The organism is Sphingomonas sp. SORGH_AS_0789 (assembly GCF_031453055.1).
Taxonomy (GTDB): Bacteria; Pseudomonadota; Alphaproteobacteria; order Sphingomonadales; family Sphingomonadaceae; genus Sphingomonas.
The window spans coordinates 1,140,214-1,155,046 of record NZ_JAVIYV010000001.1; the positions used below are offsets into that span (position 1 = coordinate 1,140,214).

Genomic DNA, 14,833 nt, shown 5'->3' on the forward strand with positions numbered 1-14,833 from the left:
CCCCTCAATCATCCTCATCCTCGAACCCCACCAGCGCCAAGGCCCGCGCCTTGATCTGTCGCGTCTCGCACCAGTGGACCAGAGCCTCTTCGCGCCCATGCGTCACCCACACCTCGCGCGGGGCGATCTCGGTCAGCGTGGTCGTCAGTTCGTCCCAATCGGCATGGTCGGACAGGATCAGCGGCAGCTCGACATTCTTCTGCCGCGCGCGCTGGCGCACCCGCATCCAGCCGCTGGCCATGGCGGTGATGGGCTCTGGCAGCCGCCGCGACCAGCGATCGTTGAGCGCACCGGGCGGGCACATGACCACATGCCCCGCCATCTCCGCCTTGGGCGTATCGGCCACCATGCGCAGCTCGCCCAGATCGACACCAAGCTCCTGATAGAGCGTGCATAGCCGCGCCAGCGCGCCGTGGAGATAGATGGGCGCCTCATGCCCCCGCACGCGGAGTTCGGCGATCACCCGCTGCGCCTTGCCCAGCGCATAGGCGCCGACCAGCACGCAGCGCGTCGGATTGGCGTGGAGCCGCGCGATCAGCTTGTCGATCTCGTCGCCCGTCTCGGGATGGCGAAAGACGGGCAGCGCGAAGGTCGCCTCGGTGACGAAGACGTCGCATTTCACCGGCTCGAAGGCCGCACAGGTCGGGTCGGCGCGACGCTTATAGTCGCCCGACACCACCACCCGCTCGCCGCGATAGTCGAGCACGATCTGCGCCGATCCCAGCACATGGCCCGCGGGGACGAAGCCGACCTCCACCTCGCCCAGCCGGATCGTCTCGCCGTAAGCGACCTCGACGCCGTTCTGCGGGCCATAGCGCGCCGCCATGATCGCCAGCGTCTCGGGCGTCGCCCAGACGGTGCCGTGGCCGCCGCGCGCATGGTCGGCATGGCCGTGCGTCACCAGCGCGCGTGACTCCGGCTCGGACGGGTCCACCCACACATCGGCGGGGGCCACGTAAATCCCGTGTTTATGGGGCTGTATCCAGTCGCCGAGCTTGACCATGATACCTATATCCTTCGGGATGCTCCCCGGTTCCCTTCCGCCCGCCCTGACCGACTGGTTCGCCGCCAAGGGCTGGCATCCGCGCACCCATCAGCTGGCGATGCTGGAGGAAGCCCGCGCAGGCCGCCACGCGCTGCTGGTCGCCACCACGGGCGCGGGCAAGACGCTGGCGGGGTTCCTGCCGACCCTGACCGAGTTGATCGAGCAGCCGAGCGAGGGGCTGCACACCCTCTACGTCTCGCCCCTGAAGGCGCTGGCGGTCGACATCCGCCGCAACCTCGTGACCCCGATCGAGGAGATGGGCCTCGACATCCGGGTCGAGACGCGGACCGGCGACACCTCGTCGGACAAGAAGGCGCGGCAACGGGTGAAGCCGCCGCACATCCTGCTGACGACGCCCGAATCGCTGTCGCTGCTGCTCAGCTATCCCGATGCCGCGACCATGTTCGCGGGCCTCAAGACCATCGTGGTGGACGAGGTCCACGCCTTTGCCACCGGCAAGCGCGGCGACCTGCTGTCCTTGTGCATGGCGCGGTTGCAGCTTCTGTCGCCCGGTCTGCGACGGGTCGCGCTGTCGGCGACGGTGGCGGACCCGGACGGCTATCGCGCCTGGCTCGCGCCCGATGGCGATATCGACGCGGTCGGCCTGGTCACGGGCGAACCCGGCGCGCCGCCGGACATAGCGATCCTGCTGCCCGAGGACCGCATCCCCTGGGCGGGCCATTCGGGCCGCTATGCCGCCGCGCAGGTCATGCGCGTCATCGAGGCCAACCGGACCACCATCGTCTTCTGCAACACGCGCAGCCTGGCCGAGCTGATCTTCCAGGATCTGTGGAAGGCGAACGACAAGAGCCTGCCGATCGGCGTCCATCACGGCTCGCTGTCCCTGGAAGCCCGCCAGAAGGTCGAGGCGGCGATGGCCGACGGGCAACTCCGCGCGCTGGTCGCGACCGCCAGCCTCGACCTGGGCGTCGACTGGGGCGATGTCGATTGCGTGATCCAGATGGGCGCGCCCAAGGGCTCGTCGCGCCTCCTGCAACGCATCGGCCGCGCCAATCACCGGCTGGACGAATCGAGCCGCGCGATCCTGGTCCCCGGCAATCGCTTCGAATATCTGGAGGCACGCGCGGCGCTCGACGCGGTGGAGGCGGGCGAGCTGGACCCCGACCTCTTCCGCCCCGGCGCGCTCGACGTGCTGGCGCAGCATGTCATGGCCTGCGCCTGTGCCGCGCCGTTCGAACAGGCCGCGCTGCTGGGCGAAATCCGCTCGGCCATGCCCTATTCGGCGCTGGACGACGAGACCTTCGACCGGGTGCTGCGCTTCATCGCCGATGGCGGCTATGCCCTGCGCGCCTATGACCGGTTCAAGCGGCTGGTGCAGCAGCCGGACGGCCTGTGGCGCGTCACCCATCCACAGTTCGTCGCGCAGCACCGGCTGAACGCCGGGATCATCGTGGAAGCGACGATGCTCAAGGTCCGCTTCCGCAACGGCCGCCAGCTGGGCCGGGTGGAGGAGGGATTCGCCGCGACCCTGGCGCCGGGCGACACCTTCTTCTTCGCCGGGTTGAGCCTGGAGGTGGAATCGATCGACGGCGAGGACCTGATCGTCCGCGCCACCTCCCGCCCTGCGCGCATCCCGACCTATGGCGGCAGCCGGATGCCGCTGTCGACCAGCCTGGCCGACCGGGTGCGCGCGTTTCTGGCCGACCGGGGCGAGTGGGATCGCTTCCCGGCGGACGTGCATGCCTGGCTGGAGATGCAGGACCGCCGCTCGGTCCTGCCCCGCCCCGGCCAGTTGCTGGTCGAGACCTTCCCGCGCGAGGGGCGGCATTACATGGTCGCCTACAGCTTCGAGGGGTGGAACGCGCACCAGTCGCTGGGGATGCTGATCACAAGGCGGATGGAGGCCCAGGGGCTCAAACCTCTCGGCTTCGTCGCCAGCGACTATGCGCTGGCCTGTTACGGACTGGAGAAGGTGACCGATCCGGCCAGCCTCTTCTCCCCCGACATCCTCGAGAACGAGTTCGTCGACTGGGTCCAGCAATCGCACCTGCTCAAGCGCGCCTTTCGCGAGGTGGCGGTGATCGGCGGGCTGGTCGAGCGCCAGCATCCCGGCAAGCGCAAGACGGGGCGGCAGGTGACCTTTTCGACCGACCTGATCTACGACGTGCTGCGCAAGTACGAGCCCGGCCATCTGCTGCTCCAGGCGGCATGGGACGATGCGCGGGCGCGGATGACCGATGTGGGGCGGCTGGCCAATCTGCTCGACCGGGCGGGCGGCACGATGCTGCATGTCGATCTGGAGCGGGTGAGCCCGCTCGCCGTGCCGGTGCTGGTGCTGATCGGGCGTGAGAAGGTGGCGACGGGGAGTGCGGACGACGACCTGCTGATCGAGGCGGAGGCTCTGGCGGCGGAGGCGATGGCGGGGTGATTCCCGTGGCCCAACGCTCTCCTCTGGCCGCTCCCCTCCCGCAGGCGGGAGGGGATGGGGGAGGGCACGGGGTCTCACAGAGACCAGCCCCCGTGGCTCTTGCCCCTCCCCAACCCCTCCCCCTGCCGGGAGAGGGGCTCGAAAAAGAAAGCGGCTTGAGAAGCGCGTCCGATCACCCTGATCGCATCAAAAATGTTGCAATGGTCATCCCACCCACGCAAATCTGATCCCGTGCTCCGCCAGTATGAACTCGTCGACCGCGTGCTCGACTATGACCCCCAGGCCGATGAGGCGCTGCTGAACCGCGCTTACGTCTTCTCGATGAAGGCGCATGGCAGCCAGAAACGTGCCTCGGGCGATCCCTATTTCAGCCATCCGATCGAGGTGGCCGGCATCCTGACCGACCTGCATCTGGATGACGAGACGATCGCGACCGCCATCCTGCACGACACGATCGAGGACACGGTCGCCACCTATGACGAGATCGAACGGCTGTTCGGTCCCAATGTCGCGCGGCTGGTCGACGGCGTCACCAAGCTGTCCAAGATCGAGGCACAGACCGAGAGCGAGCGCGCCGCCGAGAATCTGCGCAAGTTCCTGCTCGCCATGTCGGACGATATCCGCGTCCTGCTGGTGAAGCTGGCCGATCGCCTCCACAATATGCGCACGCTCCATCACATCGCGAAGCCGGAGAAGCGCCGCCGCATCGCGAAGGAGACGATGGACATCTATGCCCCGCTCGCCGAGCGGATCGGCATGTACGAGTTCATGAAGGAGATGCAGATGCTCTCCTTCCAGCAGCTCGAACCCGAGGCGTATGAGTCGATCACGCTTCGGCTCGCCCAGATGAAGGAAGGCGGCGGCGACCGGATTTCCAAGATCGCCTCCGGGCTGAAGCTGCTGATGTCGCGCGGCGGGGTGGAGGCCGAGGTGACGGGGCGCGAGAAATCGGCCTTCTCGATCTTCCGCAAGATGAACGAGCGGCACATCAGCTTCGAGCAGCTGTCCGACGTCATGGCGTTCCGCGCGATCGTGCCGACCGAGGAGGATTGCTACCGCGCGCTGGGGCTGATCCATCGCCGCTGGCCGATGGTGCCGGGGCGGTTCAAGGACTATATCTCGACGCCCAAGCGCAACGGATACCGCTCGCTCCACACCAGCGTCATCCATGCCGACAATGCGCGGATCGAGATCCAGATCCGCACGCCCGAAATGCATGCCGAGGCCGATTTCGGCCTGGCCGCGCACTGGACCTATAAACAAGCGACCCGCCATGATGCGCAGGTGAGCTGGATTCGCGACCTGGTCGAGATTCTCGATACCGCGGGCAGCCCCGAGGAGCTGATCGAGCATACGAAGATGGCGATGTACCAGGATCGCATCTTCGCCTTCACCCCCAAGGGCGAGCTGATCCAGTTGCCCAAGGGCGCAACGCCGATCGACTTCGCCTATGCCGTCCATACCGATCTGGGCGACCAGGCGGTGGGGGCCAAGCTCAACGGCCGCGTGGTGCCGCTGTCGACCGTCATCTCCAATGGCGATCAGGTGCAGATCCTGCGCTCGGCCGGGCAGACGCCGCAGGCGAACTGGCTGAACCTGGCGATCACCGGCAAGGCACTGGCCGCGATCCGCCGCCATCTGCGCCATGCCGAGCGCGCCGAGCAGGTGACGCTGGGCACCAAGCTGTACGAGGACATCGTCCGGCGTCTGCCCGCCCAGATCGGCGCGGACGCGCTGACCCATGCGCTGCAACGGCTGAAGATGCCCGACGAGGCGCATCTGATGATCGCGATCGCCAGGCGGACCGTGTCGGATGCCGCGGTGATGGAGGCGCTGATGCCGGGCTCTGCGGGCGCGGACGTCGCCGCGCTGCCGCCGCAGTCGAGCGCCATCTCGATCAAGGGGCTGACGCCCGGCGTCGCCTATGACTTGGCGCAATGCTGCCACCCGGTGCCGGGCGACCGCATCGTCGGGCTGCGGCGGCCGGATGCGGGGATCGAGGTGCACGCCATCCAGTGCCCGGTCCTCGCCGAACTGGCCGATCGGACCGACGAGGAAACCGACTGGGTCGACGTCTCCTGGGGCGACGACAGCGAGGGCGCGACCGCGCGAATCTCGGTGATGGTCAAGAATGAACCCGGCGCGCTGGGCATCCTGGCGACGATCATCGGCCAGCATAAGGCGAACATCATCAACGTCCGGCTGGATACCCGCGACACGCGCTTCCATACGAACCTGATCGATGTCGAGGTGCACGACCTGCAACACCTGATGCGCCTGATCGCAGCCTTGCGGGCGGCCGATGTGGTGAGTTCGGTGGAGCGGGTTTAGGTTCGCGAGAGGCGCGAAGAACGCAGAGAGGTCCGACGCGCGGAACGCGCGTCCTGTCATTTTCGACGCTGCATGATGACCGTCGCCAAGGTGGTTGAACGCCCCCCCTCTGCGTCCTCCGCGCCTCTGCGCGAACAAAATCTTCTTCGTTCCCCGGCGAAGGCCGGGGCCCAGTAGGGGTGCACGATCGAAGGTGCTGGGCGGATGCCTCCCCCGCATCGTTTCGCGCCTCCTAAGCCGCCAAGAAACTGCACCCCGGCCTCCGCCGGCGAACCATGCGGCATTGGATTTCCTGACGCCCGGATGACGCCAGCGTAACAAAAAGCTGGAACCCCCGACGCGCCTGCGCTTTGGAGACCCCAAACAGGGGAGCCTTAACATGCGTTTCGTCACCGCCGCCGCCATGCTCGCGCTCGTCGCGGCCCCCGCCGTCGCCCAGCAGACCCGGTCGATCTCCGCCTCGGATAAGGCGCAGGGGGCACAGGCCAACCCGGAACTGGTGAAGCAATATGGCGGCCGCTATACCGGCCCGCAGGCCGCGTTCGTCGAACGCGTCGGCAAGCGGGTCGCGGTCCAGTCCGGCCTGTCGAACGCGCAGGGCGACTTCACCGTCACGACGCTGAACTCGCCGGTCGAGAACGCCTTCGCCATTCCCGGCGGCTATATCTACGTCACCCGCCAGCTGCTCGCCCTGATGAATTCCGAGGCCGAGCTCGCCTCGGTGCTGGGCCATGAAGTCGGCCATGTCGCCGCACGCCATTCGCAGAGCCGCAACACCCGCTCGACCATCGGCTCGATCCTGGCGGCGGGCGCGGGGCTGCTGACCGGCAGCAATATCGCCACCCAGCTGGTGGGCACCGGCGCACAGCTCTACACGCTGAAATATGGCCGCGATCAGGAATATCAGGCCGATGGCCTCGGCATCCGCTACATGACCGCCGCCGGCTATGATCCCTATGCCTCGGCCGACATGCTCGCCTCGCTGGCCGCGTCGAGCAACCTGGCGGCGCGCACATCCGGCAAGGACGCCAACGCCATTCCGACCTGGGCCTCGACCCATCCCAACAGCGCCGACCGCGTCCGCCGCGCCGCTTCGCTCGCCCAGCAAACCGGCCGTCCCGAAACCACCCCGCCGCAGGACACCGCCTTCCTGCGGATGCTCGACGGCCTGCCCTATGGCGACGATCCCAAGGAGGGCGTGGTCGACGGTCAGAGCTTTCGCCATCCCGGCCTGAAGCTGAAATTCACCGCGCCCACCGGCTATGCCATCGCCAATGGCAGCGATGCGGTGACCATCGCCGGTCAGGGCGGCCAGGCCGAGATGCGTCTCGGTCAGGGCAGCGATCTGGGCCAGGCGATCGCGCAGCGCTTCGGCCAGCTCGGCACGGGCACCCCCTCGGGTCAGGTGCAGAACGGCACGGCCAACGGCATCCCCTATGCCTATGTCACCACCCGCGCCGCCGCCAACAACCGCGCGGTCGATGCGACGGTGGTCGCGTACCGCTTCCCCTCGGCGACCTATACCTTCACGCTGGTCACGCCCGCCGGGTCCGGCATCGGACCGTTCCAGCCGCTGCTCGCCTCGGTCGCGCCGCTCTCGACCGCCGAGGCCAATGCCATTCGCGGCAAGAAGATCAGCATCGTCACCGTCCGCCAGGGCGACACGATCGACAGCCTGTCGGCGCGCATGGCCTTTCCCGATTACAAGCGCGAGCGGTTCGTGACGCTGAACGGGCTCGATTCGGAACAAGCGCTGGTGCCGGGTCGTTTGGTCAAGCTGGTCGTGAATGGGTGACGGACGCGCTCGACGCCGCTAAACCGGCGGCGTCATGAAGCGCCCTGCCCTGTCCGTTGTCGTCCCCTGCTATAACGAAGCCGCCTGTCTGGACGTGCTGCACGCGCGTATCTCGGGCGCTGCGCGTGCGGCAGTGGGCGAGGATTACGAGATCGTACTGATCAACGACGGCTCGCGCGACGACAGCTGGCCGGTGATGCAGCGGCTCGCCGCCGCCGATCCGCATCTGGTCGCGATCAACCTGTCGCGCAACCACGGCCACCAGCTCGCGCTGACCGCCGGGCTGGACCTGTGTTCGGGCGAGCAGATCCTGATCATCGACGCCGATCTTCAGGACCCGCCCGAACTCCTCACCGACATGCGCACGACAATGGCGGCGCAAGGGGCGGACGTGGTCTATGCGGTGCGCCGCAAGCGGGCCGGAGAAACGCTATTCAAGAAGGCGACGGCGGCGATCTTCTACCGCATGCTCGACCGGCTGACCGACACGCCGATCCCGCTCGACACCGGCGACTTCCGCCTGATGAGCCGCCGTGCGCTCGACGCGTTGCAGTCGCTGCCCGAACAGGCGCGCTTCATTCGAGGCATGGTCGCCTGGGTCGGCTTCCGCCAGGTCCCCTTCCCCTATGACCGCGCCGAGCGGCATGCGGGCGAGACCCATTATCCGCTGGGCAAGATGATCGCGCTGGCCTTCGACGCGGTGACCGGCTTCTCGACCGCGCCCTTGCGCTGGGCCAGCCATATCGGGCTGGCGCTGACGGCCGCGTCGCTGTTGCTGCTGGTCTATATCGCGATCGGCTGGCTGACCGGCTCGGCGGTGCAGGGCTGGACCTCGACCATGCTCGTCACCGTCATCCTGGGCGCGGTGCAGATGTTCGTGCTGGGCATGATCGGCGAATATCTGGGGCGGCTCTATATCGAATCGAAGCGGCGCCCGCTCTATCTGGTCGCCGATGTGGCGGGGCCGGTGCAGGGCCATGCCCGGCTGGGCTATAGCGCGCATGAGGGGGCCAAGGATCCCGCCTGACCGCCATCGCGCGGGTCCGGCGCCCCTGTGGTATTCCCCCGGCGTTCGTCGGGGTGGTGGTGGTAGCCGGCTGACTTTCGCACGGGAATCTTGACTCCGGAACGCACGCGGCGGGGGTCGGGGCGTAGCCTTCGACTTCGCTCAGGCTGAACGGCGTTCGGGAATGGTTCTGGGCACAAAAATCCGTTCAGCCTGAGCGAAGTCGAAGGCCAAGGGAATCACCCACCCGCATTCGCCCCAACGAAAAAGGGCCCGGGGTTTCCCCCGAGCCCTTTTCCTGCCTCATGGCAAAGGATCAGTCGCGATCGCCGGTCAGGAAGGCCGGAGCGGCGAATTCGGACGAACCGCCCTGCTCGCCGCCTTCGCGACGGGGACGGTCGCCACGGTCGCGACGCGGGCCGCTGCGGCCTTCGCCGCCACGGTCGCCGCCATCGCGACGCGGACCGCGACCGCCTTCACGGTCGCCGCGCGGACCACGGTCACCACGCTCGCCGCGCGGTTCGCGGGCCGGACGATTGTCCTCCAGCTCGGCGCCGGTTTCCTGGTCGACGACGCGCATCGACAGGCGAACCTTGCCGCGCGGATCGATCTCGAGGACCTTGACCTTGACTTCCTGGCCTTCGCTCAGGACGTCCGAGACCTTCTCGACGCGCTCGTTCTTGATCTCCGAGACGTGGACCAGACCGTCCTTGCCGCCCATGAAGTTCACGAACGCACCGAAATCGACCAGGTTGACGACCTTGCCGTTGTAGATCTTGCCGACCTCGGCCTCTTCGACGATGCCCTTGATCCAGTTCATCGCGGCTTCGATCTGCGCGGAGTCGGACGAGCTGATCTTGATCACGCCCTCGTCGTCGATGTCGACCTTGGCGCCGGTGGTGGCGACGATCTCGCGGATCACCTTGCCGCCGGTGCCGATCACGTCGCGGATCTTCGACTTGTCGATCGTCATCGTCTCGATGCGCGGCGCATGCGCCGACAGTTCGGTGCGGGTCTCGCCCAGCGCCTTGTTCATCTCGGCCAGGATGTGCGCGCGGCCTTCCTTGGCCTGCGCCAGTGCGACCTTCATGATCTCCTCGGTGATACCGGCGATCTTGATGTCCATCTGGAGCGAGGTGATGCCCTCGGAGGTGCCCGCCACCTTGAAGTCCATGTCGCCTAGGTGATCCTCGTCACCCAGGATGTCGGACAGGACCGCGAAGTCCTTGCCTTCCAGGATCAGGCCCATGGCGATGCCCGAGACGGGGCGCTTCAGCGGAACGCCCGCATCCATCAGCGACAGCGAGCCGCCGCAGACGGTGGCCATCGACGACGAGCCGTTCGACTCGGTGATGTCGCTGGTCACGCGGATGGTGTAGGGGAATTCCTCCTTCGACGGCAGCACCGGGTGCAGCGCGCGCCATGCCAGCTTGCCATGGCCGATCTCGCGACGGCCCGGCGCGCCGAAGCGGCCCACTTCGCCGACCGAATAGGGCGGGAAGTTATAGTGCAGCATGAAGTGCTGGTAGGACAGGCCGTTCAGCCCGTCGATCATCTGCTCGGCATCCTTGGTGCCCAGCGTCGTGGTCGCGATCGTCTGGGTCTCGCCGCGGGTGAACAGCGCCGAGCCGTGCGAACGCGGCAGGAAGTGGACCTCTGCCTCGATCGGACGGATCTGGGTGGTCGAGCGCCCGTCGATGCGGCGGCCGTCCTTCAGGATCGCGGTACGGACGATCTCGGCTTCCAGCTTCTTAACGAGCTTGGCGGCGACCAGCTGCTCCTGCGGGGTACGCTCGGCCATGGCGGCCTTCGCCTTGGCGCGGGCCTCGCCCAGCGCGGTCTGGCGCGCCTGCTTGTCGGTCAGCTTGTAGGCGGCGGTGATGTCCTTGCCGACCAGCTTCTTCAGCTCGGCCTTCACGGTCTTCTGGTCGTCGCCGACCTTCAGTTCCCACGGGTCCTTGGCGGCCTGCTCGGCGAGATCGATGATCGCGTCGATGATCTGCTGCGACGCCTTGTGCGCGAACATGACCGCGCCCAGCATGACCTCTTCGGAGAGCTCCTTGGCTTCCGACTCGACCATCATCACCGCATTGTGGGTGGCGGCGACGACCAGGTCCAGGTCACCGGCCAGCGCCTCGGCATCGGTCGGGTTCAGCTGATACTCGCCATCGACATAGCCGACGCGCGCCGCGCCGATCGGGCCCATGAACGGCACGCCCGAGATGGTGAGCGCGGCCGACGCGGCGACCAGCGCCAGGATGTCGGGCTCGTTCTCGCCGTCATAGGAGAGCACCTGGCAGATGCAGTTGATCTCGTTGTAGAAACCTTCGGGGAACAGCGGGCGGATCGGACGATCGATCAGGCGGCTGATCAGCGTCTCACGCTCGGTCGCACCGCGCTCGCGCTTGAAGAAACCGCCGGGGATGCGGCCCGCCGACGAGAACTTCTCCTGATAGTGAACGGTCAGCGGGAAGAAATCCTGGCCTTCCTTCACAGTCTTCGCGGCCGTCACGGCACACAGCACCACCGTCTCGCCCAGCGTCGCGATCACCGCGCCGTCGGCCTGACGGGCCACCTTGCCGGTTTCGAGGGTCAGCGTCTTGCCGCCCCACTCGATGGCCACTTTCTTGGTATTGAACATGGAATATCCTTCACTCCGACGGGCCTATCCCGCCGGGGCCTATGGGTTGAGCCAAGATTGGCTCTGGAGGTCGACCGAATTGCCGATCCTCCGATCCTGCCCGACCCTATCGTCGGGTTTGATGACATAGAGGCTTTGGGGATGCGCCCTTGCGGCATCCGGTCGGCCCGGTGCTTCATACACCAGCCGATAAAAAAAGGGCACCCCCTGATGGGAGTGCCCTTTTTGGTCGCTTGGCGCGCCCCGCGTCTTACTTGCGCAGGCCGAGCTTGGCGATCAGCGCCAGATAGCGGTCGCCATCCTTGTGACGCAGATAGTCGAGCAGCGAGCGACGCTTGTTGACCAGCATCAGCAGACCGCGACGCGAATGATTGTCCTTCGCATGGGTCTTGAAGTGGCCGGTCAGGTTCTGGATCCGCTCGGTCAGGATCGCGACCTGGACTTCGGGCGAACCCGTGTCACCCTCGGCGCGGGCATGGTCCTTGATGATTTCCTGGCGGCGTTCAGCGGTGATCGACATCGTGGTCCTTTCTTAATCGAGGTTGAAACCGCGCACGACCCGGACGTCCCCGTCCAGCGCCTCCACCAGCGCCACCGGGCGGTCGCCCAGCATCGCGAAATATTGGCCATCGTCAGCGGCAATCCCGACCAGCACACGCCCCTGACGGAGCGCCCCTGCCTGGTCGGGGTCGAGCGCGAGAGCCGGGATGTCGTCCAGCCCCGCCCTCAGCGGCAGGAGTATCTCTTCAAGCCCGCGCGCCTGCCCCATTTCGTTCAATTTGTCCAGCGATATCGCCGAGGCCAAAGTGAACGGCCCCGCCTTGATCCGACGGAGCATGGTGACATGGCCCACCGTGCCCAGCGCCAGCGCGATGTCGCGCGCGAGGGAGCGGATATAGGTGCCCTTGGAGACATGCGCGGTGAGGGTGATGTCTTCCAATCCTCCCTGAGCTTGCTCGGGGAGGGGGACCGCGCCCGCAGGGCGTGGTGGAGGGGCGGCGGCGGTCCGTCCCGCCCCACCACCATCGCTAGCGCGATGGTCCCCCTCCCCAAGCGAGCTTGGGGAGGATTGAAGCGAATGAATCGTCACGCTGCGACTCGCCAGCACCACCTCTTCCCCGGCCCGCGCCAGGTCATAGGCGCGCTCGCCATCCACCTTCAGCGCGGAATAGGCGGGGGGCACCTGTTCGATCGGGCCGGTGAAGCGCGGCAGCACCGCCTCCAGCGCCGCGCGAGTCGGGCGGACGTCGCTCTCGGCGACCACCTCGCCCTCGGCATCCAGCGTCGATGTCTGCGCGCCGAAGCGGATGGTGAAGTCGTACACCTTGTCGCTGTCGAGCATCCGCCCGGCGAGCTTCGTCGCCTCGCCCACCGCGATCGGCAGCACGCCGGTCGCCAGCGGGTCGAGCGTGCCGCCATGGCCGACCTTGATCCCCTTGCCATAGCCGCCCTGGCGCAGCACGCGCTTGACCGCGCTCACCCCTTGCGTCGAGCCGAGCCCCAGCGGCTTGTCGAGTATGATCCATCCATGCATCGGACGAGCGTTAGTCGGGCTTGGCCCCTATCTCAAGGACGGCGCCTCAAGCACCGTGCCGCCCGCCAGCGCCTCGCCGAAATGGCGGCGGCACAAGGCGATGTAGCGGTCATTGCCGCCGATCTCGGTCTGCGCGCCCTCGGCGATCGCCTGGCCCTGGCCATCGACGCGCAGGTTCATCGTCGCCTTGGCGCCGCAGACGCACACCGACTTGATCTCGCTGAGCGTGTCGGCCAGCGCCAGCAACCGCGCCGAGCCGGGGAAGAGCTGGCCCTTGAAATCGGTCCTCAGGCCATAGCAGAGCACGGGAATCCGGTGCCGGTCGGCCAGCCGCGCCAGTTGATCGACCTGTTCGGGCGTCAGGAACTGCGCCTCGTCGACCAGGATACAGGCCAATGGCGTCCGTCCGTGCCGGTCGAGCGCGCAGGCCTCCAGATCGGTGGTCGCTTGGAACGGCGTCGCGGGCTGCGACAGGCCGATTCGCGAGGCGATGGTGCCATAGGCGAAGCGATCGTCGATCGCGGCGGTGAACAGCATCGTGTTCATCCCCCGCTCGCGATAGTTGAAATCGGCCTGCAGCAGCATGGTCGATTTCCCCGCATTCATGCTGGCATAGTAGAAATAGAGCTTGGCCATCCGCCGCCCTTATCGGAAGGGAGCCGCCATTTCGAGCATGGGACGAACCGGCATGTGGGTTGGCACGCGGATGGCGATGGCGGTGGCGGCCATAGGGGTGGGCGGCGCCGGATCGGCAACCGCGCCCGGCTCGCTCGCCTATGGCATCGACCCCGCCCATGCGCGCGTGCAGGCAAAGGTCGGCTTTTTCGGCCTGGGCAGCAAGACGGCGCGTTTTCCCCGGCTGGAGGGTCGCGTCGCCCTGTCGGACCGGGACGCGCAAGCCGTGACGCTGGACGTGCGGATCAATGCGCAAGCGCTGGAGGCAGGGGATTCGCTGACCCGGTCCCGCCTGCGCGGACCCGATTTCTTCGATGTCGAGCGATACCCCCGCGTGATCTTCCATGGCTCGACCATGACCCGGACCGGACCGCATAGCGCGCAGGTCGCAGGGACGATCACCGCGCGCGGCGTCACCCGTCCGGCGACACTGGCGGTCGACTTCTCACGCGACTTCGCCGCGATGACCGGGCGCGAGCCGGTGCATATCGCGGCGTCGACGCGGATCGACCGGCGGGACTTCGGAATGACTGCCTATCCGCTGATCGTCGGGCGACAGGTGACGATCACGATCGACGCCGATCTGGTGCCGGGGCGGGATTAGGCCGTTCCCAACGGCCGTTCCGGCTGACAGGGGTTCGCGCAGAGGCGCGGAGGACGCAGAGGGGGATTGCCCCCAACGCTTCCACCCCGGCGAAGGCCGGGGTCCAGTTGCCATTAACGGGCGGCGGTGCAGGATATCTGCCTCCCCCGCCCCGGCGCAACGCGCCATCTACGACAGGGAGACTGGGCCCCGGCCTTCGCCGGGGTGGGGCGACGTTTGAAGGTGGGGCGCTTCTTCTCTGCGCCCTCTGCGCCTCTGCGCGAACCTTTTCCCTTGGCCTTCGACTTCGCTCAGGCTGAACGGAGCGAGGGTCCTTTAGCCCTCGTCCCCCTCCTCCAGATCGCGCGCGACCTTCGGCGAGCGGAGGAGCGAGTCGATATGGCTGCCCTCGTCGAAGCTCTCGTCCGCCAGGAACTTCAGCTTGGCGGCATATTTCATCTTCACCCGGTGCGCGACCTCGCGCTGGAGATAGGCGGTGTTGGTGCGCAGCGCCTTGATCACCACCTCCTCGTCCTTGCCGAGCAACGGCTTCACGAAGACGGTGGCGTGGCGCAGGTCGGGGGACATGCGCACCTCGGTCACGCTGACCATATGCTTGGCGAGCGTCTCGTCATGCACGTCGCCGCGCGCCAGGATTTCGGACAGGATGTGGCGCACCTGCTCGCCGACGCGGAGCAGGCGGACCGAGGGTTCGGCGGGGTTCTTGGCTTGGACCATGATAGTTCTTCTTCAAACGGAAATCGCGGCCGCCGGGCAGGCGACCGCGATCATGTCCGGCAGAGGCGGGCGGCAGGAGCGATCCCACCACCCTGC

The 14,833-nt window shown here is 67.1% G+C and carries 11 protein-coding genes; 5 read left to right on the forward strand and 6 right to left on the reverse strand.

Annotated elements, in window-relative coordinates; translation table 11 throughout:
• Positions 1-4 precede the first annotated feature (4 nt).
• Positions 5-1,003: a ligase-associated DNA damage response exonuclease gene (locus tag QE360_RS05285; protein ID WP_309699840.1), complete on the reverse strand. Its 999-nt coding sequence runs from the start codon at positions 1,001-1,003 to the stop codon at positions 5-7.
• A 19-nt stretch (positions 1,004-1,022) separates the two neighbouring features.
• Here QE360_RS05285 and QE360_RS05290 point away from each other — a divergent pair, with 19 nt between their 5' ends.
• The 4 genes from QE360_RS05290 to QE360_RS05305 all read left to right on the forward strand — a co-directional run bounded on the left by QE360_RS05290 (position 1,023) and on the right by QE360_RS05305 (position 8,587).
• On the forward strand, positions 1,023-3,434 hold the full coding sequence (locus QE360_RS05290; RefSeq protein WP_309699842.1) for a ligase-associated DNA damage response DEXH box helicase: 2,412 nt from the start codon (positions 1,023-1,025) through the stop codon (positions 3,432-3,434).
• 231 nt (positions 3,435-3,665) lie between these two features.
• Positions 3,666-5,765: a bifunctional (p)ppGpp synthetase/guanosine-3',5'-bis(diphosphate) 3'-pyrophosphohydrolase gene (locus QE360_RS05295; protein ID WP_309699845.1), complete on the forward strand. Its 2,100-nt coding sequence runs from the start codon at positions 3,666-3,668 to the stop codon at positions 5,763-5,765.
• 379 nt (positions 5,766-6,144) lie between these two features.
• A complete protein-coding gene (locus QE360_RS05300; RefSeq protein ID WP_309699847.1) occupies positions 6,145-7,560 on the forward strand; it encodes a M48 family metalloprotease in 1,416 nt (471 codons plus the stop codon).
• Between the two features lie 34 nt (positions 7,561-7,594).
• Positions 7,595-8,587, forward strand: a complete 993-nt coding sequence (locus tag QE360_RS05305) for a glycosyltransferase family 2 protein (RefSeq protein WP_309699848.1) — start codon at positions 7,595-7,597, stop codon at positions 8,585-8,587.
• A gap of 295 nt (positions 8,588-8,882) precedes the next feature.
• Here the strand turns inward: QE360_RS05305 and pnp are convergent, their stop codons facing one another.
• The 4 genes from pnp to QE360_RS05325 form a co-directional block, all read right to left on the reverse strand.
• Entirely contained in the window at positions 8,883-11,207 is a 2,325-nt protein-coding gene (gene pnp, locus QE360_RS05310; protein WP_309699850.1) for a polyribonucleotide nucleotidyltransferase, read from the reverse strand.
• A 250-nt stretch (positions 11,208-11,457) separates the two neighbouring features.
• A complete protein-coding gene (gene rpsO / locus QE360_RS05315) occupies positions 11,458-11,727 on the reverse strand; it encodes a 30S ribosomal protein S15 (protein WP_261268525.1) in 270 nt (89 codons plus the stop codon).
• 12 nt (positions 11,728-11,739) lie between these two features.
• Positions 11,740-12,741 (reverse strand): tRNA pseudouridine(55) synthase TruB, encoded by a 1,002-nt coding sequence (gene truB / locus QE360_RS05320; RefSeq protein ID WP_309699852.1) that lies wholly within the window; start codon positions 12,739-12,741, stop codon positions 11,740-11,742.
• 27 nt (positions 12,742-12,768) lie between these two features.
• On the reverse strand, positions 12,769-13,377 hold the full coding sequence (locus QE360_RS05325) for a thymidine kinase (protein ID WP_307102050.1): 609 nt from the start codon (positions 13,375-13,377) through the stop codon (positions 12,769-12,771).
• Positions 13,378-13,429: 52 nt separating this feature from the next.
• Between QE360_RS05325 and QE360_RS05330 the strand changes: the two genes are divergently transcribed.
• Positions 13,430-14,020 carry a YceI family protein gene (locus tag QE360_RS05330; protein ID WP_309699855.1) on the forward strand — a complete coding sequence of 197 codons (591 nt, stop codon included), beginning with the start codon at positions 13,430-13,432 and terminating at the stop codon, positions 14,018-14,020.
• Between the two features lie 315 nt (positions 14,021-14,335).
• Here QE360_RS05330 and rbfA read toward each other — a convergent pair whose 3' ends face one another.
• Positions 14,336-14,737, reverse strand: a complete 402-nt coding sequence (gene rbfA / locus QE360_RS05335) for a 30S ribosome-binding factor RbfA (protein WP_307102046.1) — start codon at positions 14,735-14,737, stop codon at positions 14,336-14,338.
• Positions 14,738-14,833: the final 96 nt, after the last annotated feature.

Bases quoted from the DNA above. Each gene is read 5' to 3' on its own strand.
- QE360_RS05330 (WP_309699855.1), top strand. From the start codon at position 13,430: ATGTGGGTTGGCACGCGGATGGCGATGGCGGTGGCGGCCATAGGGGTG.
- rbfA (WP_307102046.1), bottom strand. From the start codon at position 14,737: ATGGTCCAAGCCAAGAACCCCGCCGAACCCTCGGTCCGCCTGCTCCGC.
- rpsO (WP_261268525.1), bottom strand. From the start codon at position 11,727: ATGTCGATCACCGCTGAACGCCGCCAGGAAATCATCAAGGACCATGCC.
- truB (WP_309699852.1), bottom strand. From the start codon at position 12,741: ATGCATGGATGGATCATACTCGACAAGCCGCTGGGGCTCGGCTCGACG.
- QE360_RS05290 (WP_309699842.1), top strand. From the start codon at position 1,023: ATGCTCCCCGGTTCCCTTCCGCCCGCCCTGACCGACTGGTTCGCCGCC.
- QE360_RS05285 (WP_309699840.1), bottom strand. From the start codon at position 1,003: ATGGTCAAGCTCGGCGACTGGATACAGCCCCATAAACACGGGATTTAC.
- QE360_RS05300 (WP_309699847.1), top strand. From the start codon at position 6,145: ATGCGTTTCGTCACCGCCGCCGCCATGCTCGCGCTCGTCGCGGCCCCC.
- QE360_RS05325 (WP_307102050.1), bottom strand. From the start codon at position 13,377: ATGGCCAAGCTCTATTTCTACTATGCCAGCATGAATGCGGGGAAATCG.
- pnp (WP_309699850.1), bottom strand. From the start codon at position 11,207: ATGTTCAATACCAAGAAAGTGGCCATCGAGTGGGGCGGCAAGACGCTG.
- QE360_RS05305 (WP_309699848.1), top strand. From the start codon at position 7,595: ATGAAGCGCCCTGCCCTGTCCGTTGTCGTCCCCTGCTATAACGAAGCC.